Genomic DNA, 23,808 nt, shown 5'->3' with positions numbered 1-23,808 from the left:
AAAACGATGATTGCTGTTCACTTGCAAAACGCCGAAAAATCACCTTTGTTCAGGTACAGACGATTATCCCAGGCATTATTATTTTTTTTGCGCTATTTTTATCAGGACCTAAACCTCCATCTTGCAGCATGTCTACATTGAAAAAGCAATCTTCCATTGCAGTAATTGCCTCATTATTACTGCTTTGTTCTGCCTGCAGCAGACAAATTACCCAAACAGGAAAGGCTTCCTTCTATGCTGATTCCTTCGATGGTAAGAAAACGGCCAGTGGTGAAACTTTTCGCCAGAACAACCTGACCGCCGCCCATCCTAGTCTGCCTTTCGGCACTCGCGTGAAAGTGGTGAATATCGCCAACGGACGCTCCGTAAAGGTGAGAATCAACGACAGAGGACCTTTCACAAAAAACCGTATGATCGATGTATCTAAAAAAGCGGCTAAAAGACTGGGAATGATGAGTACTGGCGTTGCTACGGTGCAGATAAAATATAAGAAGAAACAGAAAGCCTAATAACATCATTCTCATTCCATTGTAATTTTTGATGAATGAAATTGCATTTAGCAATTCTAGCTGCTTTATTTGTTCACAATCAATCAAAAGAACAATGAAAAAGAAATGGTTACTATTGGCATTGTTGCTCTCAACTGCCACTCCCCGCATTTTTGCACAAACGCCACAGGCGGACCTCCCCGGATTCACCGCCTACGCCGATCCAGAAGAAGAAAATGTTCAAATTAGTCAACGTAACGGTGTTGTAAAGTGGACCGACAATGCCAATACGGTCAACTTCTATTTCCATGTAGCTACTCCTGGTAACCTGAAAGTAGCGTTGACAGCCAAATCAGACGCGCCGAGTAAAGTGACCGTTACACTGAATGGTATAGAAAGAACAATCAGTATTAACGCAAACGTATATACGAAAATACCAGCGCTAGAAACGAAAATAAAATCTCCAGGATTCTATTGTGTTAGTTTGAAAGGGGTAGAAAAGAAAGGAGAAGTTTATGGAGACGTGCAGTCCGTGAACCTCGAAGGTTCCGCTGTGAAAGATATTCAATTCAATCCGAAACCTTGGCGCAGAGCGGCTTCTGTTCACCTAAACTATCCTGTTCCTGAAGGAAAAAATCCTGAATACTTTTACGGAGAAATTAAAGTACCAACTGGAGAAGATAAAATAGGGACTTACTTTATGTCTTGTGGATTTCACAGAGGTTATTTTGGTATGCAAGTAAACTCACCCACAGAAAGAAGAATTATTTTCTCTGTTTGGGATGCAGGAGGGGAGCCACAATCCCGCGATAAAGTTAAATATGAAGACCAAGTAGTATTGCTCGCAAAAGGTGATAGTGTGGAGGCCAGCGGCTTCGGCGGTGAAGGTACCGGCGGACATAGCCACTGGGTGTATAACTGGAAACCAGGAGAAACCTATCGCTTCCTCATGCACAGCGTACCAGAAGGAAATACCACTACCTATACTGCTTATTTCTACGTCCCAGAGCATCATGAATGGAAACTGATTGCCAGCTTCCGCGCGCCTAAAGACGGAAAATATATGGGCCATCTTTATTCCTTCCTGGAAAACTTCTCTTTCAGCAACGGACATCTGGGCCGTAAAGGATATTTCGGCAACCATTGGATAAAAACCAATACCGGCGAATGGATTGAACTAACTAAAGCTAAATTCACCAATGATGCCACTGCAAGAGCGAAAGATCGCCTGGATTTTGGCGGTGGCGCTGAAAATGGCTGGTTCTATCTGTGGAACAGCGGCTTTAAACCGGCAAACGCACAGGCAGGAGATATCTTCGAGCGCCCAGCAACCGGTCAGCACCCAGACATTAGTCTCCCTAAATTCTAATCTACAAGCCCTGCTAGACCAAAAAGCAGGGCTTTTTTTACACATTATTACTCCACATACCCTATGGGATTAAGGGGAGCAATTTATTTTCTATGCTTCCCTCTTTTTTGATTGTTTCTTTGCTTCAACTTTTCAACAAAACAAAATCTTTAATTTAGTCGCGGAATTTGGATGTCACTACTAAAAAATGTAATTCAGAATATGGCTAACAAGAAAATATTGCCAATTCCGCAAGTGTTGGATGTGCTAAACCCTTTCAAAATAAGGAAACAACGATTAATGAATTTTAATCCTGCCATTGGTACAGCCATGCGGCCACCGGCGGATTGCAGTAAAATCACCATATTCAATTACAGCCCGTCTTCATTAGAAGAAAGGGAACTCACCAAAGTACAGGATGTTTTTCCCTATCTCGAATCTTCCAATATTACCTGGATTAACGTGGATGGAATTCGCAAGGACGATATTCATGCAATTTCCTCCTGCTTTATGATTCATCCACTGTTGGAAGAAGATATTCTCAGTGTAGGACAGCGTGCAAAAATGGATGAAATAGGAGAACATTTGTTCTGCCTATTGCCCATGATGTATTTTAATAGTGAAACTTCCACCATAGAACAAGAACAGGTAAGCATTCTACTGGGAAAAAATTTTGTGATCTCTTTCCAGGATGATCCCACCAGAGATCTATTTGATCCTATTCGCGAAAAGCTGCGCATCGCTACTTCCCGCCTTCGTAGCGGCATGACGGATTATCTCTGTTATGCACTTATTGACATTATTGTGGATAATTACTTCGTGGTGCTGGATAAGCTGGGAGAGCGGATTGAGCTGATGGAAGATCTTGTCCAACATCAGCCCACTACCAAAACACTCGCCCGTATAAATTTTCTGAAAAGGGAATTATTAATCTTCAAACGTGCAATTTCACCTGTTCGGGATCTTGTAAATGGCTTCCTGAAAAGTGAAAGCGATCTACTAGAAGATAGAGATACCAAATACTACAAAGATGTCTTTGACCACATCATCCAATGTACAGAACTAGCGGAAACCTATCGAGATACCGTTTTGAACTTACAAGAAATGTATCATACCCAGCTCAATCTGAAACTGAATGAAATCATGAAAGTGTTGGCCGTAGTAACTACGCTGATGGCGCCACTTACATTGATTGCTGGTATATACGGTATGAACTTTCAGAATATGCCCGAGCTTAAATCTGAAAATGGGTATTACCTCACATTGGGAGCAATGGGAATACTACTCGTGTTTATGATCTGGCTTTTCAGAAAACGAGGCTGGTTTTAACCCTTGTTTTTATAAATAGGAACAGTAGAACAAGGTTCTCCATACATTAAACTCTTCACTACAGGGCGGAGCAGACGGGTAATTTCTGCATAAGCCACTTCGCTAACGCGTTTATCGCCACAGCCTTTAATAACAATACGCTTATCCACAAAAGTGGCAGTATCCAACTGTCCCAGGTTGTGGAGATACAGTGTCTTATAAATAAAGTCGGCATCTCCAGCCGCTGCATAAGCCGCTACTGGCTGCAGGTAAGTCATTACCAACATATATGCCCATAAAGGAATCACAGTATCCACACTACAAAGGATACCCACATTTTTATCACGGTATTGCTCCCAGTCATGCGACTGCAAAGCGGCTCTGAAATCCTTTTCTTTCAGGATCATTTCCATGAAAAGGAAGGGTTTCAAGTCAAAAACAACAATTTCACCCTGGGGATAAAACTGCTCCAGGTCTATTGTTTCCAGTCCACTCTGTGCTACTTTATTGATGATTTCGTCCATTTTATCCACATTTAGACTACAAATTTACGAATAACAGCGGACGATATTTGTCACCATATAAACACAAAAACGCCTCCGCAGGGTAGCGGAGGCGTTTGCCTTATGTCAGTAAAAATGTACTAATTAGAAGTGTTTACCACGAGTATCTTTCACATCGCTGAGTTTCTTCAGGATGGAAGACATCTGGCTGTTCAGCATAGAGATCACGCTTTGTTCATAAGCGGCCTGCATTTGAGCAATATCTTGTGCTGGTTGTGCAGAAGGTTGATATGCATCAACTTTGATTACATAAACACCTGCGTTACCTTCAATTGGAGCAGAAACTGCTTTGGTACCCCAATTTTTGTTGAAAGAAGCACCTGCAACGCGTGGTTCGAAACCAAGAGCTGGGATGAAAGGAGTGGCGAAAGAAACACCTTCTGCTTTCAACACTGGTTGAGAACTTGCTTTTGCAGCAGCGTCCAGGGAAGCTGGAGTACCCAGTTTAGCGATGATTTGGTCAGCTTTCTTCTGTTTTTTCACTTCAGATTCAACCAGTTGTCTTACATCTTCCAGTGGAGCAGTACCTTCTTCACGAACGCTAGTGAGCACCGCTACTACGTATTTATCATCCATCGTGAATACAGTGCTTACATCACCTTTTTTAGCATCGTAAGCCCAACGTACCAGTTCACGGGACGCACCCAGACCTGGAATAACGAAGTCCATAGGACGTACGTTATCAGCAATTTTTTTCACCAGTTTACCTTCCTGAATATTTTTCTGGAAAGCAGCGGAGCTACGAGTTTTTGAAGCGAAGTCGCTTGCAGCAGAGTATGCGGTGTTATTAGTTTCTTTACTAGCTTCAACTGGTTTAGCCAGGTAAGCTACTTTAATAGCGGAACCGATGTTTTTCTGATCCATGATCTGCATTACATGGTAGCCAAACTGTGTTTTAACTACTTTGTATTCACCTTTAGAACCGGAGAATGCGAAATCTTTGAATTCAGGAACGAACTGGCTAGATGGCGTCAGATCGTATTCGCCATTGGTTTGTTTGCTACCCTGATCATCAGAGAATTTAGCCACCATATCAGAGAAGCTTGCGCCACCTTTGATTGCAGCCAGGATACTATCTGCACGACCTTTCGCGATAGAATCGGTAACACCTTCCTGAGGATTTGCAGCGATCAGGATGTGGCGAACTTTAACGCTGTCAGCCATAGTTTTACGCTCCACCATTTTCGCGAAGGAAATCAGGTGGTTATCATAATATGGTCCGAAAACGCCACCAACTGGCAGATCCACGATAGAATCTCTCATTGGCATTTTAGCTTCACTTTTAGAGATAAAGCCATCATAGAATTTGCTATCGGAATTACGGTTGATGAAACCGGCGATATCTTTTGCACTTACTGTATCCAGTTCTTGTTTCAGTGACAACAACTGATGCAGGGCAGCAGCGGTATCAGTTGCAGAAGGAATAGCATCGAAAGATACGTATTCAATTTTGCGAGATTCTTCTACTTGGAACAGTTTGCTGTGATCATTAATATAACGTTGCAGTTCAGCATCGGTTACTTTAACAGCAGAATCAGAGATTGAAGCATAAGGAACATTAACATAAGATACAGTAGCAGATTGGCTATTATCTTCTTGTTGTTGTTTTGCTAACCATTTTGGATAATATATACCTTGTCTTACCAGGGTTACATATTTCTGTTGGGTTTGATATTCTCTGATCTGTGCTTGCATTTGGTGCAGCGCTTCACGGATGTTAGGGTTGGTATTACCTTGGCTGATGATCTTCACCATTTCAGCGGTATTCAACTGACCATTACGACCAAACTGTTGAACTACGATTGGGTTAGGATTTTTACCAGTAAATTGGTCTACCACTTCTGGATCGGTTACAGCGATACCCAGTTTGTCGTATTGACCTTTTAATATTTCTTCAGACAGAAAATCATTCCATACTTTCTCACGGATGCTCTGACGATCTTCTTCACTCAGATTAGCATTACCACCCATTCTCTGACGGTAGTTGTTTTCAAAATCCGTAATACGACGTTGGTAATCGGCATATTCCAGCGATTCACCATTTACTTTACCCACACTTGTGGAACGACGGGTAAGGGAGTTTCTGCCAAAAAAGGCATCCTGCAGCAGGAAACTGACAATAGCCACGCAAATCACAACAACGATGACAACGGCGTACTTGTCCCTGATTTTCTGAATTACTGACATATATTATATAGTCTACATTTTTAAGGATAGCAAAAATAGAATAAAATAACTGTAACTGCAAAAGAGTATTTTTTACCTTCAAACCCTTTACTGTACTGGGTTTGAGGCCTTTCTAACACTTTTATGTACTGGGTATCATTCACAGGTTTTCCACAATATCTCCATTTTTCCAACTCATTTTTTTTCAGCAGATTAGTGTTTTAAAACGCAGAATTGGCGTGGTATTTTCGCAGTATGCCTCTATCACGCATCTGTTGGCTTTATTCACATTTCTGAAAAAGTGGATAACGCAATTCACAGGTATTTGTGAATAAAATAGTGCAAAACAAGCCTTGCATCATTTTTGGCGCTTTTTCATTCGGGGGTGATTTTTTTCCACAATTGATGTGTAAAAACCCCTGTAAAACGTAAAATAAGGTGGGAAAAGGTGCCTTTGTCCACAGGTAAAACTAATTTTGTTTTTATGCCAAAAGTTTCCCTTAGAAAATTTTTATGTGGATTGTGGATTGTTAACAGCAGCTTTTAACATTTTCCTAATACTGTGAACAGGAAAAAGATTTTCACGTCTTACGATATCCACGTATGTGGATGAAATCACTAAAATCCAATACAGAAGCGGAAATAGGATGTTAATTTTGATGTGGATAATGAAGACAAAAGGAATAACAACTACATTTGTATCAAGCTCAAAAATTTAATTTCCACATATTCACAGCCCTAATAGTAGTGGGCTTTTCTTTTTAAATATTTAAATAGATATATAGTCATGATTATAGATTTAGCCACCGCAAAAAAAAATTTGCAACACAACGGATTTTTGGATATATCGGTGGATCCCGCTTTGGATTTGTTTGCCGCAATTGAAGATTTGAAAAAACGCAAAAACGCAATTGTGCTCGCCCACTATTACCAGGAGCCGGACATTCAGGATATCGCGGATTATATTGGGGACAGTCTGGGGCTTTCTCAACAGGCTGCCAAAACAGATGCGGACATTATCGTTTTTGCTGGTGTGCACTTTATGGCTGAGACCGCAAAAATTCTGAGTCCACAGAAAAAAGTGCTGTTACCAGACCTGAAAGCTGGTTGTTCTTTGGCCGATAGTGCGCCACCAGAGCTGTTTAAGAAGTTTAGAGACAAATATCCGGATCATATCGTGATTTCATACATCAACTGTTCTGCCGGTATCAAGGCACTTTCTGATATCATCTGTACGTCTTCAAATGCCGAGAAAATCATCGAAAGCGTTCCCAAGGATCAGCCGATCATTTTTGCCCCCGACAGGAATTTAGGCGCTTATTTGATCAAAAAAACGGGTAGAGACATGGTTCTCTGGAACGGAGCCTGTATGGTACATGAGATATTTTCCCTGGAAAAAATCATGAAATTGAAGGTTCGTCACCCGAAAGCCAAGATAGTGGCGCATCCAGAGTGTGAACCGGCTGTTTTGGAAGTGGCGGACTACATTGGATCTACTACTGCACTCCTGAAATTCACACAACGTGATAGTGCGGAAGAATACATCGTAGTTACGGAAACGGGTATTTTGCACCAGATGCAAAAAGAGAATCCGGCAAAAACTTTCATACCTGCTCCACCAAACAATGCTTGTGCTTGTAATGATTGTCCACATATGAAACTGAACACATTGGAAAAACTTTACCTGTGTATGGAATATGAACAACCGGAGATCACAATGGAAGAGTCATTACGAGTGGCAGCATTAAAACCTATTGAAAGAATGTTAGCAATTAGTGCGGCAGCAGGATTGTAAGACAGTTATCAACATAATTCACATTTTTTGAAGTCCGTGTAATCACATTACACGGACTTCTTTTTTTGATGCAAAAATTTATTAAAAATCAATAAGTTATAGCCCCTTAACTTAAAAATTATACTTTTTGTTTCCCCAGGCACTTCACATCAAACTATACATCTGCACATAGTTGTTCACAATGCATGCTGGATTGTGAGTTAAAATCAAAAAATGAAGGCGCTGAGAATTGAATATTCATTTTGCCCCTTGGGTATGCGCAGAAAAATATATTTTATTGAATTCTCAACGCACTATTAGTGCTGTGAGAATGCGAATTTTATGATCATTTTGATCCTATACATGAATTAGTACGTTCTCCGCATTCTCGTCGCGTTCTGAGAAAGGCGGCTGAGGTTTTAATATTCCATATTTTCTCGGCATACCCCTTAGGTTTTCATAAATATTTCATTGTCAGTCGCTTCGCTAGAAATGTTGTTATTCACAGCGATGTGGATATCTGTGGATTACTCTTAAATAGTTATCAAGACTAAATTCTCTGTCTATGAAAATGATAGTGAAAATGAAAAATGAAGGCCGTGAGAATTAAATAAATTTTTAAGTCCTGTAGTAAGTGCAGGTTTTAAATTTTTATGCAATTCTCAGCGCCCTACTTGTACGCTGAGAATAAAGTGTAACTAGGAATTACCTGGGATATGATTTTTTCATTCAATTCTCAGGACTTTGGGAAGGCGCTGAGAATTGAATAGGTATTCTCATCACTATTTCGTGAATGATTGTCAAGATCGGTGCAATTCTCAGCGCTTAGTGAGTGCGCTGAGAATTGAATATTTAAAAGTAGTTCAGGTCAACGAAGGAGAGATGAAGTAGGTCGATTTAACTAGTGGCTGGAGAATTAAATATATACTTTGAGTCTGTGGTTACCCTTGAAAAATTTGGATTATTGTATCCTCAACCGACTCGTGGGATCCATTGAAATTAGAGCAGAAATTAACTTGGGTGGGAAGATTTTTGTGGAAAACCCTTCTCGATATATGTTCTGTGGGAGTTTTGAATCAGTTTTCGACATAAAATGTGGAAAAAGTGGACATATATCCCATTTTCAAAATTTTTTTTTGTTTTTTTTCTCTCAAAATGTGAATAAACCGCCTGAATTTTATAATAGGAAGATGATTTTCTCTCCTTTTTCACAAGAAATGTGGATATTGTAATTAAAACAAGCTATTTTTCAAAATTTTTTGTTTTTTCAGACTCCAAATGTGTATAAACCCCCACTAATAGATGATTTTGGCGATATTTTCAATAGATTTCCACAAAGAATGTGGAAAATACCCCTGATTTTGAAATTTTTTTTTGATTTTCATTATTTGTTCAACATAAATGTGAATAAAGCCTTGTTCAGTAAGGTTTTCAGCATATTTTTTACTGTTCTATTGACATAAGTGTGGATAACGAAGTGAATTAGAGAGTGCTCCAGTTAAATTTTCAATTTCTCTTTGCGTAATTGTGGATAAGCCCCTTCTAGTCAAGGATTCTAGCTGATTTTTTAAAATTTTTTTAGGCCATTTTGTGGATAATGTAGTGGATTAGAGAGACACTGCCTTAAATTTTTAATTTTTCTTCGCTTAATTGTGGATAAATTCCCAACAGTCAAGGATTTTCACTGATTTTATAAAAATTTTCATTGAAGAATGTGGACAATGAAGTGAAATCAAGCGATATCGACTTGAATTTTCAAATTTTCTTCGCTTAATTGTGGATAAACGCACTGCAGTCAAGGATTTTCACTGATTTTATAAAAATTTTCATTGAAGAATGTGGACAATGAAGTGAAATCAAGAGATATTGACTAGAATTTTCAAATTTTCTTTAATTAATTGTGAATAAATGCACTGTAGTTAAGGATTTTCAGAATATTTCCAGTGTAGTATGTGGAAAAGGAGGTGAATTGGTGAGACATGCGCTGAAATTTTCAATATTTCTTCATGTATTTGTGAATAAACGCATTGTAGTCAAGGATTTTCAGAATATTTTTAGTGTAGTATGTGGAGAAGGAGGTGAATTAGGGAGACGTCCAGCTTTAATTTTCAATTTTTTTCGTGAGAGCTGATAGCATTCCAGTAGTCGTCAATATTTTTCAGAAATATTTCGGAGGATATTGAATGTGTATGTGGAAAGAAAGTGGTTTAGGAAAGACATGACCACAATTTTTAGGTTTTCCTACATGTAAATGTTGGTAAGTGCCATCAAATCCTGACTATGCTCATATCTCAGGGCTATTTTTTCAAAAAATTTTCTTTTTCTCTATTCTTGCTCCAAATTTTTCTGCCAGAGTCGAAAATTAAATTTTTTTTTTGATCTACCTGGTAGATCAAACATAGTTGCTTGGCATGGAGCATGAAGTAGGCTTTATTTGATGGCGATTTTTAGAAGGCAGGAATCAACTGGGATAATATAGGGGAACCAATCAAAGTAGGAGATTAGTGAGAAAAAAAAGGTAGAGGATTAAATTTCCTCTACCCAAATATGATCAGCTTCAGTTTTTCGGAGCGACAAGTTATAACCAGCTACCATGATAGAAATCGGATCTCCGAGTGGTGCGACCTTTTCAATCTTAACTGTTTCACCGGGCACACAACCCATTTCCATCAGTTTAATATGAAGATCATCTTTTTCAAATTCTATTATCACTGCACTTTTACCTGTAGCAAGTGAGGACAATTTAATAATGCCATTTTTCATTATCTACTAATTGGTCCGTTTAAACTTTGTTTCGGCATATGGGGATATTTGCATTGGACGATACGACAAAGTTACCCCTGAAGTCCCAATATGCAAAAAGAAACATTAGGAGTCACAATTTTTCACTTTACTTTTACATGAATTTAATAGAGGGTTATGGCAATACAATTTACAGCCCATGAGGTTAGTCTTGGACTGAAGAACAGAACTGCACTAAAGAAATTTTTAACTGATTTATTTAAAAGAGAAGGACAAGGTTTATCAGGTCTTCATTATATCTTCTGTACAGATGATTATCTCCTGGAGATTAATCAGCAATTCCTGAATCATGATACCTATACCGATATTGTTACTTTTGAAATGTCTGAAGATCCAGATGTTACCGAGGGAGAGATTTATGTGAGTCTGGATAGAGTAAAAGACAATGCAACACAATTCGGAGTGTCAGTAGAACGCGAGCTTCATCGTGTTATTTTTCATGGTGCATTACATCTCTGTGGTTATAAAGATAAAACTAAGAAAGAAGAAGCATTGATGAGAGAAAAGGAAGAAGAGAACCTTAAGCTGTACTTCGGAAAGTAAATGTTTCACGTGGAACAATTTTAACGGACTATACCATTATGTTCCACGTGGAACATTTTATATAAAAGAGGACAATCGTCCTCTTTTTTGTTTTTAGGAGCTTTCCCATCCTAAAAGAAAATATTGAACAGTTTATCTCAGTTTTGAAGAAAAAATGGTCAAAAGAGGTCAAAATCGACCTTCAGAAATGGGGTAAATTTCAACGATCGTTTCCGGGCTGAGCACTTGTGTTCAAAAGAGGGTAGAAGGGCTATAATCGCCTAAAAACGCTTATTTTCTAATGAAAGGAAGCTGTTACCCTCTTTTTGGAAAGGAAGTCAATTGGATCCAATACGTCAAAGGTGGTTTCTTTTAAAAGACCTTGTTTCTCTGGTAAACAATTTTCTTAGCGAGATCATGTGTTGAATTTTCATAAGGAACGTATTGCTATTTACGGTTATGATGTTGAATCTGTTTGATCAATATTTTCTGGTTCATCACCATAAAATTCAATTTTCATTTCTATCTCCAATTGTCCAGTAAAAGTAGTTGTGGTTCCAAACCATGTAATCCCTAACCTGGTAAGATGTTTATACACATTATTAGCATCTACGTCCTTCGTCTAAAAACAATACCTATTCCGATCGCGGATTAAATTTACTTATAGCTATTTTTCCTTTATTTTGATTTAATATTAATTTATTAAGGATTCGCCCCGTGTCAACTATTAACCTTTATCCCACTTTAGAAAATGCACGCCAAGGTATCATAAGCAGCAAGATCAGCATTCGAGCTTGGATATGAATTATCTTATGGAAACGCCAGATCTAAATTTATTCCATGGAAGAAAGTATTTACACTTTGGCTGGAGTCTGCTCAAAAGGGGCACATACGGGCAATGTTTTATACAGGTACGTGCTATGATTTTGGGCGTGGTACTCCTAAAAATCTTGCGTTAGCATTTGAATGGTATTTGGAAGCTGCAAAATTGAAACATCCAGACGCCCAATATAATATTGGCGTCTTCTATTCCATTGGCGAAGTAGTAAACCAAGACTACCCAAAAATGCTTTATTGGTATAAAAAGGCCGCAAAGGCAGGAATTAGTGATGCCCAACGTAACCTGGGATATGCCTTATTTTATGGGAACGGCACTCCGCAGAACATGACCAAAGCAGTTTATTGGTATAAGAAGGCCGCCAAGAAGAATGATACTAGAGCCTTATACAATCTTGGACTGTGCTATAAATATGGTGAAGGTGCGAGTAAATCTATGCGATGGGCCAGGTACTATTTTGAAAAAGCCATGGAACTTAGACACAAAAAAGCAAAGACACAACTTAAATCGCTTGCCACTTCTTAAGTATAAAAGAATCTTCATTTAGAGGTATAAAGTGTCCTATATCTCATGGGACAATCGTTAGGGCGGAGATACCGTTTTTGGTGAAACCGCATCAATTTTTCCATCCGTAATCATTGAATACCTCCTTTTCAAACGGGTATCAGAAATACCTCCTTAAGTACAAATGTATCATTCAGAACTAAATCTTCTATGAATTGATATGCGCTTCGGCTAGTCATTCTGGGTAAGGTAATTGGTTAAAGTCCGTTTGCCTTCTAGCCAACACAGGTGTTTGATGTTGGTAATGAGGGTGAATTGCTGAGTAGCCCAAAGGAGGAAAGTGAAAGTAGGTAACTATAAAGAAATGGCCCATAAGGGGCGGCGAGAATAGAGAGGGCATTGATGGTATTTATGTGATCCCTTTGCCTTCTAGTAACTCAGTTCTTTAATGTTGGTGAATGGAGGAGAATTTCTGAGTAGCCCAAAATAGGAGGAGAAGTAGGTAACTATCAAGAAAAGCCTCATAAGGGTGTAGGGGAGAAAAGAAGGCATTGGGGTATTTATGCTGATCCATTCGCCTTCCACCTAACTCGGTTGTTTACAGTTGGTGAATGCAGCGCTTTCTGAAATTATCAACAAGCACATTAAATAGTTTACCCAATGCAGCCCGATGACTGGCTGTCTCCCAATATCTTAATCCTGGAAGTTATCTGCCATCAAGTAACAATGCCTTTGGCTGGATACCTCTTAAAACGATCTTCCTTTAACCTGTTTATTGGGGAATGTATGGATAGCGAACAGCGCATTTTATAATAGACCAAGAAACAAATAAATGGGGAATGGCTCGACTGCAAAAACACCGAACTCAGAGAATTATCATTGCAAAGTAGAAAATGAATGTTCCACGTGGAACATTACACTTTATGAAAACATTCTCCCTACTTCTATGTAATTTTGCACTTTCAATTTTAATATGTTTCCTTCATACGATATAATAGTTGTAGGTGCAGGGCACGCGGGATGCGAAGCTGCTGCCGCTGCTGCCAATATGGGCTCTAAGGTGCTGCTGGTTACCATGAACATGCAGACGATTGCCCAAATGAGCTGTAACCCTGCTATGGGTGGTATAGCTAAAGGTCAGATCGTGCGCGAAATTGATGCATTGGGTGGGTACTCCGGTATTATTACGGACCAATCCATGATCCAGTTCCGTATGCTGAACCGTTCCAAAGGACCTGCTATGTGGAGTCCGAGAACACAGAACGACCGCATGCTCTTCGCCGCTAAATGGAGAGAAGCACTGGAGAAAACTCCAAATGTAGACTTCTACCAGGATATGGTGAAAGGGCTCCTTGTTAAAGATGGCAGATGTCATGGTGTGATCACCGGACTCGGACATGAAATCCAGGCGAAAGCGGTAGTACTCACCAATGGTACTTTCCTCAATGGAGTGATCCACATCGGAGAAAAACAATTCGGCGGTGGACGCGTAGCTGAAAAAGCAGCCACTGGTATCACTGAACAATTGGTGGAGCTCGGTTTTGAGAGCGACCGTTTGAAAACAGGTACCCCTCCAAGAATAGATGGTCGTAGCCTCGATTATTCCAAAATGGAAGAACAAAAAGGTGACGACGAAATCGTGGGATTCTCTTACCTGGATATACCTAGAATTCAACCCGCTCAACAACGTAGTTGCTGGATCACTTATACCAGCGAAGCCGTTCATGAAATACTCCGTACAGGATTCGACAGGTCTCCTATGTTCCAAGGTAGAATCCAAGGAACCGGACCTCGTTACTGCCCAAGTATTGAGGATAAAATCAACCGCTTTGCTGAAAGAGAAAGACACCAACTCTTCGTTGAACCTGAGGGTTGGGATACTGTGGAAATCTATGTAAATGGATTCTCCACTTCTCTGCCGGAAGATGTACAGATGAAAGCACTGCGCATGGTACCAGGATTTGAAAATTGCCGCATGTTCCGTCCAGGATATGCGATCGAGTATGATTATTTCCCACCTACCCAGTTGCAATTCTCCCTGGAAACTAAACATGTACAAAACCTCTTCTTCGCGGGTCAAATAAACGGTACCACCGGATATGAAGAAGCTGCATGCCAAGGACTCATGGCCGGTATCAACGCACACCTGAAAGCAACCGAACAAGATCCTTTTGTACTGAAAAGAAGTGAAGCCTACATCGGTGTACTCATCGATGATTTGATTAATAAAGGGACAGAAGAACCTTATCGTATGTTTACTTCTAGAGCCGAATTCCGTACCCTGCTCCGTCAGGATAATGCGGACCTCCGACTCACAGAAAGAAGCTACAAAATGGGCCTGGCCTCCGAAGAAAGAATGACCAGAGTGCAACAGAAAAAAGATGGAGTGGAAAAGATTAAGTCAATTCTGAAAGACCTCTCTATCGAACCTGCTGAAATCAGCGATCTGTTAAATGCGAAATCCTCTGCTCCATTAACTCAGAAACAAAAAGCACATCAGATTCTCCTGCGCCCAGGACTGGATATCTTCTCCATGAAAAATGAAGTACCTAAAATTGCTAAAGCACTCGAAGGCTTCGATAATGAAACATTGGAACAAGCAGAAATCCAAGTGAAATATGATGTGTACATCGAAAAAGAAAATGAACTCGTTCAAAAAATGAGTCAACTCGAAGACCTGATTATTCCAGATAGCTTCGATTATAGTAAACTGGTTTCCCTCTCCGCAGAAGCCAAACAGAAATTTAATAAAATCCGTCCACGTACATTAGGACAAGCCAGCCGAATCAGCGGGGTGAATCCAAGTGATGTACAAATCTTGATGGTATATATGGGCAGATAATCCGCCCTCCCAATATTTAAAAAGGCAACCTGAAAAGGTTGCCTTTTTTTATGCCATTTTTAAAAAAAATGGGGCAAAATTGCCCAAAATCGACCTTCAGAAATGGGGTAAATTTCAAAGATCGTTTCTGTGTTGAGTACTTGTGTTCAAAAGAGGGTGTGCGGGCTTAAAAGGGCTAAAAATGCGAATTTGGAAAGCTTTTTATTTTTTTCCGGAGTAGACAACCTTCAGCCAGGAGTTGTCGTATTTACCTATACAAAAAGCTCGAATATAACTGACCGGAAACGGGTATCCATTAAGTGCACGATTTAGACCTACAAGAACTCATTACTGGTTGCTGCAAAAAAAATCGTAGCAGTCAGGAAGCATTGTACCGGAAATTTTTCGGCTATGCAATGAGTATCGCCATGCGATATGCACATAACAAGGAATCAGCAGTGGAAATATTAAATGATGCCTTCCTGAAAATATTCCAGCATATTCATACATACGATACCAGCAGAGCATTTAAATCTTGGATCGCGAAAATAATAGTCAACACCGCCATTGATAGCCTAAGGAAACGGAAACAAATCGCTTTCACAGAAGAAATATCTCCTGTACATGAAATAGGTATAGACGATAGCGTTGTAGAGAAACTAAGCTATAATGAACTGTTGCAAATGATACAAACATTACCGCCATCATATAAAACAGTATTTAATCTATATGTCATGGACGGGTATCAACACCAGGAAATCGCAGCCATGCTGGGCATTTCAGAAGGTACTTCCAAATCCAATTTATTCAAAGCAAAAAAAATACTGAAAGAGAAAATATTACAACTCAATCCCACTTCCAGGGATAACAAAGACGCAGATATTACCGCATTTAACAATGAACGATAACTTCGAAAATAGTATCCGTAAAAAGCTGCAGGAAGCTGATTTTCCATTTGACCAGGACGCCTGGAAACAAATGGAAAACCTGCTGAATAAAGACAAGGACAGAAAAAGACCACTGTGGTGGTGGATTCTGCCACTGTCCGCGATACTCATTAGCTTATTGTTCCTACTACCCAGAAATGAAAACCAACAACCACTGAAAACCGCTTCCAATCAAGCTGCGGAAAATACGGTAACTAGTAGTAATCAGCATGTGGATAAGGTCTCTCCAACTATTTCCCAGCATGAAAATCATGGGTCAGAGCGACTGTCATCTCCCAAAAATACTATCAGTACACCATTACATTCAGCAATCACCTCCACGCAAAAAACAACTATCACTAACAATACAAAACAGACTACCTATACGAACGATTTCAACCATGATAATGTAGAAATTGCTGCCATAAATTCATATAACGTAAACGAATACACGAAAATTAATGAATCCGCTGTAATGCCTGTAAAATCAAATATTACATCCGATTCATTAAAAGACACTTCAGTAACTTATGCCAAGAGAAAATTTCGTCCTAAATTATTCGTTGGCATAACTGCCGGTCCTGATTTTAATACCACTGCTTCTTTTCGATATAGTGCTATTGGCTTTAATGCAGGTGTCATCTTACATTATTATTTTAAACCGCGTTGGTTTATTACCGCTGGCGCTGTTTACAATAAGAAAATCTATGATGCAGCAGGAACGGAGTATAAAAGCAACTATTACGATCCTAACGATGAAATCACAAAAGTGAATGCCAATTGTGATGTATTAGATATACCATTGAATATTAACTATGCTTTTGTGAAAAACAATAAGCATAGCATTGCGGCATTATTGGGCAGCAGCAGCTATTTCATGCTGAAAGAAAAATATTATTATGATTATGAATACGGCACAGATAAAACCGTAGAAATCCGCAATCAAAACAGGAATTATTTCGCTGTACTCAATGCAGGTATACTCTATCAACAGCCAGTAGGTAACAGACTCATACTTGGCGTACAACCTTATGTAAAAATCCCCATTACTGGAGTAGGAGCAGGCCAGGTAAAACTGGTCTCCACAGGCATTTCCCTGCAACTTACACTCACCGGCCGAAAACATTAAAATTCCCCCACAATAGCCACCATAGCGGATGGTAAACAAACGTTTCCAGATCATTGTTAATGTTTGATATAGCAATATCAACTACCGTAGATTTTTTGTAAATTCCTTAAAAAACAAGGATATGGCTAAGAAAACGAATCCCCCCAAACAAGATGATAATCCCAAGGGAAAGAAGAAAAAAGAAGAGGAATTCCCAGGATATCCTGCTTATCCTTCCAATGAAGATATCATGAGTGGCAGCAACAGGGAAAATGAAGTAGACCTCGATATGGACGATATTACCAGGTCTTTCAGACATAATAGTGAACTACCATCCAAACGCGGTAAAAACCCGTCAAAAAGCGATGAACAAGAAGAAAACTGGAAACAGGATAAAGTAGGAGATGACCTGGATATTCCCGGCTCTGATCTGGATGATGAAGAGGAAAGGGTAGGTAGTGAAGATGAAGAAAATAATATCTATAGCATTGGCGGCGACAGACATGAAGATCTAGAAGAAACCAACGATGACCTAATTGAAGATAATGATGAATTTGAAGAAGAAAAGTACTAATAATTGATTATAGTAATGGCGCCAACAACCTACAGGCGCTATCCATAAAGCGTTTCAAAGGATTCCTTCTATTCCAGCGCGTTTCCTGAACCGGAGATGAATACAATAAATCTTCATCAAAAACACGGTTCAGACTGGCAGCTACGGCTTCATCATATACCATGGCAGCAATCTCGCAATTGAGATAAAAACTGCGGTTATCCAGGTTGACAGAACTAATCCAAGAAAGATTATCATCTATCACCATCGTCTTGGCATGTATAAAACCACGGGTATAAAAATATACCTTAACACCCGCTTCCAGCAAGGGTTTCATATATGATAAGGCAGCATGTTGCACAATAAAGGAATCCCCTTTATACGGCAGCAGCAACTCTACTTCTTTGCCTGAGAGTGCAGCCAACTGTAAGGCTGTTAATATCTGATCTGTAGGAATAAAATAAGGATTGGTAATCCTGATCCTATGCTGCGCCAAATTGATGGCCATTACAATGCAATTCATGGACATCGGCCAGTCTGAATCCGGCGCACTGGCTATAATATCTGTATAACAAGTACCACGTAATTGAGCGCGCTGAAAATAGGGATATTCAAAGCGAAAAACCTTTTTACTGACATAACGATAACTCATCAGAAACTGCAACTGTAGGATGTTTACAGCATCGCCAGTAATTTTGAGATGCGTGTCTCTCCAGAACAATTTATGCTTACCGTTATTCAGATATCGATCATCCAAATTTATACCGCCAGCAAATCCTATTAGCCCATCTACAACTATGATTTTTCTGTGGTTACGATAGTTGGCATTCAGGTAGAAATTGATCAATACCGGTGAAAATACATATACCTCTGCACCGTGTTCCTTTAGTATTTTCGGGATCTTATGAATATGATTACTGCCAAGGTCATCGTAGATGAATCGTACTTGTACACCCTGTTGCAGTTTCTCTAGTAAGATCTGCAATAATTCCCGGCCAATATCATCATCCGTGATGATGTAGTATTCTATGTGGATATGATGTTTGGCGTCTCTGAGGGCGTTGAATACTTCAGGGAATTTCTCTTCTCCATTCACTAATACTTTTACCTCATTATTGCGGGTGAGTATGGATTGCCTGGAATTCAGCAGCATGGCGGATAACTCCTGTTTCTGCCCGTGCGATAATCGTAGGTCCAACTGCATTTGCTTTAATTCTGCCCGCTGCGATTGCATGTAGTTTTCAAACAATATCTCATCCCTGCTGCCTTTCAGCGTAAACCGACGTTGTTTACGGAAATCACGCCCAAGGTAGTAGTAGATAATTAAACCAAGGATAGGTACGAAAACCAATAGGAGAATATAAGCGATAGCTTTTACCGGATTCCTGTTTTCCAGCAAAATGGTAAATACAACACCCACCAGCGTTAGCGTCACCAGGAGGGTGCTCCCTAACTTCATATATGGATGCCAGTCTATTCCGTAAAGAAAGGTGTAAAGCTGATGCACGGTAGCCTGATTTAGCTGTTGTGAAGATACGAAACCCTTGGTTTATAATGGTTTCATCTAAAACTTATCCCAAATATTATAATTTCTGAGAAGGATCGTATAATTTGCTTCCCTTCAAAAATTCTATAGTTATGAAATTACAGACGCGGCTGTTTTTTTGTGCCTTATTACTGCATAATTACGTATATGCACAAACGTTACCAACAGCAGAAAACTCCAACAGATGGGCTATCAATAGCCCAGGCAGCATCCGATGGACGATAGACAACCGGATTCCACATGAAGATCATATTGAAATGGCTGGTCTGAAGTCGGCCATCTGGTTGAGATATGGCGTAGATACCAGTGGAGCCAGTGTGCTCAACAGGACCCTTGTCTTCCCAACTTTCCGACTAATTCCCAATAATACCCATGCCTCCATGATGTATACCATCGGAGATAAGGACCTACCACGTATTTTCATCAATAATAAACCCTGGAGAGAAGATATAATAGCGGGTGCACCCTCCAAATCTAGCCCAGAGAAAGTACAATATATCACGCATGATGGTATCACTACCTTGGTAAGTACTTTCACTGATAAAGATGGTAGTATGCTACTGAAACATTCCTTTTTCCCCTCTGTGGATAAACCACTGTTGGTGGAAAAAATGGTGTTTATAAACAACCGTAAAACAGCAGCTACGGTTGAAATGGAAGGAATGCAACTATATAGAAATCCTTCTCCTGAAAAGACTTCCGACGGACCGCTGCATTTTGTAATGAATACTTCCGGTTCCGGTGTAAAGCAATTACAACCAGGAGATTCCACCATATTGTATATAACGTATCAGGCTATACGAAAACAAGAACAGCCAGTAATGGCGGATCTTGCTATGGAAGAAATATCGCGCCGCAACAGGATTACGGGTATTGAAGACCTGATGCAATTGGAAACGCCAGATACCTTGTTGAATACGGCTTTCCACTTCGCCAAACTGCGCGCTACTGAAAGCATCTATCTTACTAAAGGTGGTTATATGCATGGCCCTGGCGGATTACGTTATTACGCGGCCATCTGGGCAAATGATCAGGCGGAATATGTGAACCCGTTCTTTGGATTCCTGGGAGATACGATCGCATTGAAATCAGGGATGAACAGCTATCGTTGGTTTGCGTCTTATATGAACCCTGCGTACAACGCTATTCCTAGTTCTATCGTTGCAGAAGGGGATAGTAACTGGCATGGAGCCCGCGATAGAGGCGATATGGCCATGATTGCATATGGCGCGAGTAGATTTGCTATGGCCCAGGGAGACGCGGATTCGGCTCGTGTGCTGTGGCCACTCATTGAATGGTGCCTGGAATACCTTCAAAAAAATATCAACCAGGACGGCGTAGTCTTTTCAAACAGCGATGAACTGGAAGGCAGATTCCCGGCAGGTAAAGCAAATCTCAATACTAGCTCGCTTTACTACGATGCGCTTTGCTCTGCTGCGATGCTAGGCCAACAGTTGCACATTCCTGCTAAACAATTGGCGGATTATAAATCCAGGGCTGCTGTGCTGAAAAAGAATATCGATAAATATTTTGGCGCTACGATTGAAGGATATAATACCTATCGTTATTATGCGGAGAATACGGTCCTTCGTGCATGGATTGCAACTCCTTTGGTCACCGGTATAATGGACAGAAAAGAAGGCACTATTGATGCTTTATTTTCACCAAAACTATGGACAGAAGATGGCGTGGCCTCTCAGTCCGGCGATCGTACCTTCTGGGACAGATCCACACTCTATGCGCTTCGTGGCGTACTGGCTGCTGGAGAAACAGAGAAAGCCATGAAATTCTTGGAATACTATTCTAACCGTCGACTCCTTGGAGAACATGTACCTTATCCGGTAGAAGCTTATCCAGAAGGGAATCAACGCCACCTTTCTGCTGAAAGCGGACTCTATTGCCGTATTTTTACAGAAGGGATGTTTGGTATGCGTCCTACAGGATTAAATAGTTTTGATTGTACACCACGACTCCCAGTAAAATGGAATCGCATGGCAATTAAAAACATGCATGCTTTTGGTAAAAAATTTGATCTGGTGGTAAATAGAAAAAGTGCTGGTAAACTTGTAGTGACAGTTACTACAGATACTAACGTAAAAGCATATACGATAAATGATAATGCTACATTGCATATAACATTATAAAATTCAAAATAGCCTGTATCAAAAAATAAAGCAAGGAATTGACGTCGCAGACGTCAATTCCTTGCTTTATTTTTCGTCGTCCCTGCCCAGCGGGCAGGGACGACAGGTAGGAGACATTTGAACTGTTATTGTGCAGTTATTTCCAATATATTACTAGTGAGCGACACTGCTCTTGGAACCAGGTTCAGACCTACTTTCATCAGGTAATCACCACTATATGTCTGATTCAATTTCAGGCTAGAAGTAGTACCAGGGAAGAGGTTGATTTCTTTCACAGTATATTGTTTAGCAGGGTCTAATCCTTCTAGTTTTACGTTGGAGAAAATTTCCTTCCTTCTTACGTTCATCATGTAGTTGAATACCACCGCTTTCTGTTTATCTGCGGATACGTATTGAAACACTGCTCTATCTTCCTCATATGGAGAAATAACCCTGTACAGGTCGCCATACCAGATGATATCACGTAAACGATTATACGTAGCAACTGCATCGTGACTGAATTGCAGTTCTTTATCGGTAAATGCATCCACTTTGATATCATATCCTAGTTTACCCATCATTGCCACGTCTGTACGGAATTTCAGGGATTGTTTACCCCAGTTGGTAATGTGTGCAGACATCGTAATAGAAGGGAAGAAGTGGCTGTAACCGTATTGGATAAAGATTCTTTCTAGTCCGTCGGTGTTATCACTTGGCCAGAATTCAGTGAAATACTTCATGGCGCCATAGTCTGTACGACCACCGCCACCACTGCAAAGCATTATCGGCAGATGAGGATATTTGCTTCTCACCCTGTCCATTACTTTATAGAAGCTACGTACATAATCGATAAACAGGTGAGATTGTTTCTCTTTCAGATAAGGACTGTAAGTATTGGTGAGCATGCGATTGCAGTCCCATTTGATATAAGCGATACCTGGGTTTTCAGATAATGTTTTATCCACAATACCATATACAAAATCTTGTACGGCAGGATTGGTGAGGTCCAGTACCAGTTGGTTTCTGAAGTAGTTTTCGCTACGATTTGGCAGTTTCAGTATCCATTCAGGGTGTTTGGCGTACAATTCACTTTTCGGGTTTACCATTTCAGGTTCCAGCCATATACCGAATTTCACGCCTTGTTTTTCCGCTTCTTTCACCAGGTATCCAAGGCCTTGTGGGAGCTTGTCTTTGTTAGGTTCCCAGTCGCCCAGCCCTGCATTATCTCCATTTCGAGGGTATTTATTTGCGAACCAGCCATCATCGAGGAGGAACATATCCACACCCAATTTAGCAGCGCCGCCGAAGAGTTCCGACAGGCGTTTTTCATTGAAGTCAAAGCCAGTAGCTTCCCAGTTATTGAGGAGTGTAAGGCGAGGGGAGTGTCCATCCAGGATACCGTAATTCACGGCCCAATGATGGAGATTGCGGCTAGCCTGGCCTTTACCATTAGCAGACCAGGTAAAGATGAATGCAGGTGTGGTAAATACCTCATTCGGCTGTAGCAGGTAATCGCTGGCATATGGGTTAATACCTGCGTTGATATGGAGTGCATTCAATTGATCCACTTCAAATGCGAAACGGAAATTACCTGTCCAGGCGAGGGTTCCAGCGAGTACGCCTCCTGTATTCTCTGCTATAGGATTGTTCAGTCCCAGCAGGAACATAGGAGATTGGTACATATTGGCTCTGGTGCCCAGTTTGCTGTCGAGTATTTTCATACCGGCGGTCAGCGGTTGTTCTTCCATTTTCACTTCAGACGCCCAATCGCCGTGGAACTGTGTCAGATAATACTTATCAGCATTAAAATGCAGCATGGAAGAAGAGTAGTCTGTGAGTCGTACCGCTTGTTTTTCGCTATGTTTTATTTCGCTCCATGCTTTGATGACGTCTTCATTGTAATAGCTTTCAAAGTGGAGTATAACGTTTACCGGGTATACGGGATCTTTCAATACGATATCGGTAGCGGTGATATTATTATCTTTTTTGCTGACCTGATGAGAAACGTATTTCAGTTCCAGGGAAGGGTTGCCATCGTTGTGAACGATGCGGATGGCCGGTTCCAGTAGACTTTCCATGCCCGCTGTAACGTAGGCTTCTTGGGAAGATTTGTTCAAGGTGTCAGCATTTTCAGGTTGCAATTTTTCTCCCAGGTATTTCTGGATTAGTCGGCCTTGCTGATTGGTGGTATATACCAGGTTGGTATGTGCGGTGCTGATTCTGATCAGTTGTTGTTGCGCATAGGTGGCCGTGGAATATAGCAGCAGAAATAGTGCTGTTAATTTTTTCATGCGGTTCATTTTTCTAACGGGCGGATTAAGCGTATTATTTACAAATAAAAGCTAAGAATACCGGATATTCTAATATTTTATTATCAGAATTTAGGCTGGAATAGCCATAGACGGGGAAAATTTAGGA

General features: G+C 40.4%; 16 protein-coding genes. 11 read left to right on the top strand and 5 right to left on the bottom strand.

The window, feature by feature from the left end; translation table 11 throughout:
* Positions 1–128 precede the first annotated feature (128 nt).
* The 3 genes from JO154_RS18875 to corA all read left to right on the top strand — a co-directional run bounded on the left by JO154_RS18875 (position 129) and on the right by corA (position 3,165).
* The gene (locus JO154_RS18875; RefSeq protein WP_291948386.1) at positions 129–509 is read left to right on the top strand and encodes a septal ring lytic transglycosylase RlpA family protein; all 381 of its coding nucleotides are present in this window, start codon (positions 129–131) and stop codon (positions 507–509) included.
* 94 nt (positions 510–603) lie between these two features.
* Entirely contained in the window at positions 604–1,857 is a 1,254-nt protein-coding gene (locus JO154_RS18870) for a DUF3472 domain-containing protein (RefSeq protein ID WP_291948385.1), read from the top strand.
* A gap of 201 nt (positions 1,858–2,058) precedes the next feature.
* Positions 2,059–3,165 carry a magnesium/cobalt transporter CorA gene (gene corA / locus JO154_RS18865; protein WP_291948384.1) on the top strand — a complete coding sequence of 369 codons (1,107 nt, stop codon included), beginning with the start codon at positions 2,059–2,061 and terminating at the stop codon, positions 3,163–3,165.
* On the opposite strand, the gene JO154_RS18860 is transcribed toward corA, so the two are convergent.
* Positions 3,162–3,668, bottom strand: coding sequence for a DUF2480 family protein (locus JO154_RS18860; RefSeq protein ID WP_291948382.1), 507 nt, complete (start codon positions 3,666–3,668; stop codon positions 3,162–3,164). The two genes, corA and JO154_RS18860, sit on opposite strands and share 4 nt — an antisense overlap.
* 123 nt (positions 3,669–3,791) lie before the next feature.
* Positions 3,792–5,894: a peptidylprolyl isomerase gene (locus JO154_RS18855; protein WP_291948380.1), complete on the bottom strand. Its 2,103-nt coding sequence runs from the start codon at positions 5,892–5,894 to the stop codon at positions 3,792–3,794.
* A 766-nt stretch (positions 5,895–6,660) separates the two neighbouring features.
* Here JO154_RS18855 and nadA point away from each other — a divergent pair.
* On the top strand, positions 6,661–7,668 hold the full coding sequence (nadA, locus tag JO154_RS18850) for a quinolinate synthase NadA (RefSeq protein WP_291948378.1): 1,008 nt from the start codon (positions 6,661–6,663) through the stop codon (positions 7,666–7,668).
* A 2,505-nt stretch (positions 7,669–10,173) separates the two neighbouring features.
* On the opposite strand, the gene JO154_RS18845 is transcribed toward nadA, so the two are convergent.
* Positions 10,174–10,410, bottom strand: a complete 237-nt coding sequence (locus JO154_RS18845) for a FeoA family protein (protein ID WP_111591138.1) — start codon at positions 10,408–10,410, stop codon at positions 10,174–10,176.
* Between the two features lie 156 nt (positions 10,411–10,566).
* Here JO154_RS18845 and ybeY point away from each other — a divergent pair, with 156 nt between their 5' ends.
* From ybeY to JO154_RS18815, 6 genes are all read left to right on the top strand, one after another.
* Positions 10,567–10,992, top strand: coding sequence for an rRNA maturation RNase YbeY (gene ybeY, locus JO154_RS18840; RefSeq protein ID WP_291948372.1), 426 nt, complete (start codon positions 10,567–10,569; stop codon positions 10,990–10,992).
* Positions 10,993–11,869: 877 nt separating this feature from the next.
* Positions 11,870–12,334 carry a tetratricopeptide repeat protein gene (locus JO154_RS18835; RefSeq protein WP_291948370.1) on the top strand — a complete coding sequence of 155 codons (465 nt, stop codon included), beginning with the start codon at positions 11,870–11,872 and terminating at the stop codon, positions 12,332–12,334.
* A gap of 952 nt (positions 12,335–13,286) precedes the next feature.
* Positions 13,287–15,155, top strand: coding sequence for a tRNA uridine-5-carboxymethylaminomethyl(34) synthesis enzyme MnmG (gene mnmG / locus JO154_RS18830; RefSeq protein ID WP_291948368.1), 1,869 nt, complete (start codon positions 13,287–13,289; stop codon positions 15,153–15,155).
* A 299-nt stretch (positions 15,156–15,454) separates the two neighbouring features.
* Positions 15,455–16,042: an RNA polymerase sigma factor gene (locus JO154_RS18825; RefSeq protein WP_291948367.1), complete on the top strand. Its 588-nt coding sequence runs from the start codon at positions 15,455–15,457 to the stop codon at positions 16,040–16,042.
* Positions 16,032–17,189 (top strand): porin family protein, encoded by a 1,158-nt coding sequence (locus tag JO154_RS18820; protein ID WP_291948365.1) that lies wholly within the window; start codon positions 16,032–16,034, stop codon positions 17,187–17,189. The genes JO154_RS18825 and JO154_RS18820 overlap by 11 nt, the downstream gene beginning before the upstream one ends.
* A gap of 121 nt (positions 17,190–17,310) precedes the next feature.
* On the top strand, positions 17,311–17,742 hold the full coding sequence (locus JO154_RS18815; RefSeq protein WP_291948362.1) for a hypothetical protein: 432 nt from the start codon (positions 17,311–17,313) through the stop codon (positions 17,740–17,742).
* Between the two features lie 7 nt (positions 17,743–17,749).
* Here the strand turns inward: JO154_RS18815 and cls are convergent, their stop codons facing one another.
* Positions 17,750–19,228: a cardiolipin synthase gene (cls, locus tag JO154_RS18810; protein ID WP_291948360.1), complete on the bottom strand. Its 1,479-nt coding sequence runs from the start codon at positions 19,226–19,228 to the stop codon at positions 17,750–17,752.
* A gap of 131 nt (positions 19,229–19,359) precedes the next feature.
* Here cls and JO154_RS18805 point away from each other — a divergent pair, with 131 nt between their 5' ends.
* Positions 19,360–21,411 carry a hypothetical protein gene (locus tag JO154_RS18805; RefSeq protein WP_291948358.1) on the top strand — a complete coding sequence of 684 codons (2,052 nt, stop codon included), beginning with the start codon at positions 19,360–19,362 and terminating at the stop codon, positions 21,409–21,411.
* Positions 21,412–21,536: 125 nt separating this feature from the next.
* On the opposite strand, the gene JO154_RS18800 is transcribed toward JO154_RS18805, so the two are convergent.
* Complete coding sequence (locus JO154_RS18800) at positions 21,537–23,681, bottom strand: alpha-galactosidase (RefSeq protein WP_291948356.1); 2,145 nt, start codon at positions 23,679–23,681, stop codon at positions 21,537–21,539.
* Between the last annotated feature and the right edge of the window lie 127 nt (positions 23,682–23,808).

This window comes from Chitinophaga sp., from assembly GCF_019236475.1.
Taxonomy (GTDB): domain Bacteria; phylum Bacteroidota; class Bacteroidia; order Chitinophagales; family Chitinophagaceae; genus Chitinophaga.
Note: the sequence above shows the minus strand (reverse complement) of the source record. Positions and strands in the feature narration are given on the sequence as shown.

Excerpts from the sequence above, each read along its gene's own strand:
- JO154_RS18875 (WP_291948386.1), top strand. The coding sequence starts at position 129 with ATGTCTACATTGAAAAAGCAATCTTCCATTGCAGTAATTGCCTCATTA.
- JO154_RS18870 (WP_291948385.1), top strand. The coding sequence starts at position 604 with ATGAAAAAGAAATGGTTACTATTGGCATTGTTGCTCTCAACTGCCACT.
- corA (WP_291948384.1), top strand. The coding sequence starts at position 2,059 with ATGGCTAACAAGAAAATATTGCCAATTCCGCAAGTGTTGGATGTGCTA.
- JO154_RS18860 (WP_291948382.1), bottom strand. The coding sequence starts at position 3,668 with ATGGACGAAATCATCAATAAAGTAGCACAGAGTGGACTGGAAACAATA.
- JO154_RS18855 (WP_291948380.1), bottom strand. The coding sequence starts at position 5,894 with ATGTCAGTAATTCAGAAAATCAGGGACAAGTACGCCGTTGTCATCGTT.
- nadA (WP_291948378.1), top strand. The coding sequence starts at position 6,661 with ATGATTATAGATTTAGCCACCGCAAAAAAAAATTTGCAACACAACGGA.
- JO154_RS18845 (WP_111591138.1), bottom strand. The coding sequence starts at position 10,410 with ATGAAAAATGGCATTATTAAATTGTCCTCACTTGCTACAGGTAAAAGT.
- ybeY (WP_291948372.1), top strand. The coding sequence starts at position 10,567 with ATGGCAATACAATTTACAGCCCATGAGGTTAGTCTTGGACTGAAGAAC.
- JO154_RS18835 (WP_291948370.1), top strand. The coding sequence starts at position 11,870 with ATGTTTTATACAGGTACGTGCTATGATTTTGGGCGTGGTACTCCTAAA.
- mnmG (WP_291948368.1), top strand. The coding sequence starts at position 13,287 with ATGTTTCCTTCATACGATATAATAGTTGTAGGTGCAGGGCACGCGGGA.
- JO154_RS18820 (WP_291948365.1), top strand. The coding sequence starts at position 16,032 with ATGAACGATAACTTCGAAAATAGTATCCGTAAAAAGCTGCAGGAAGCT.
- JO154_RS18815 (WP_291948362.1), top strand. The coding sequence starts at position 17,311 with ATGGCTAAGAAAACGAATCCCCCCAAACAAGATGATAATCCCAAGGGA.
- JO154_RS18805 (WP_291948358.1), top strand. The coding sequence starts at position 19,360 with ATGAAATTACAGACGCGGCTGTTTTTTTGTGCCTTATTACTGCATAAT.
- JO154_RS18800 (WP_291948356.1), bottom strand. The coding sequence starts at position 23,681 with ATGAAAAAATTAACAGCACTATTTCTGCTGCTATATTCCACGGCCACC.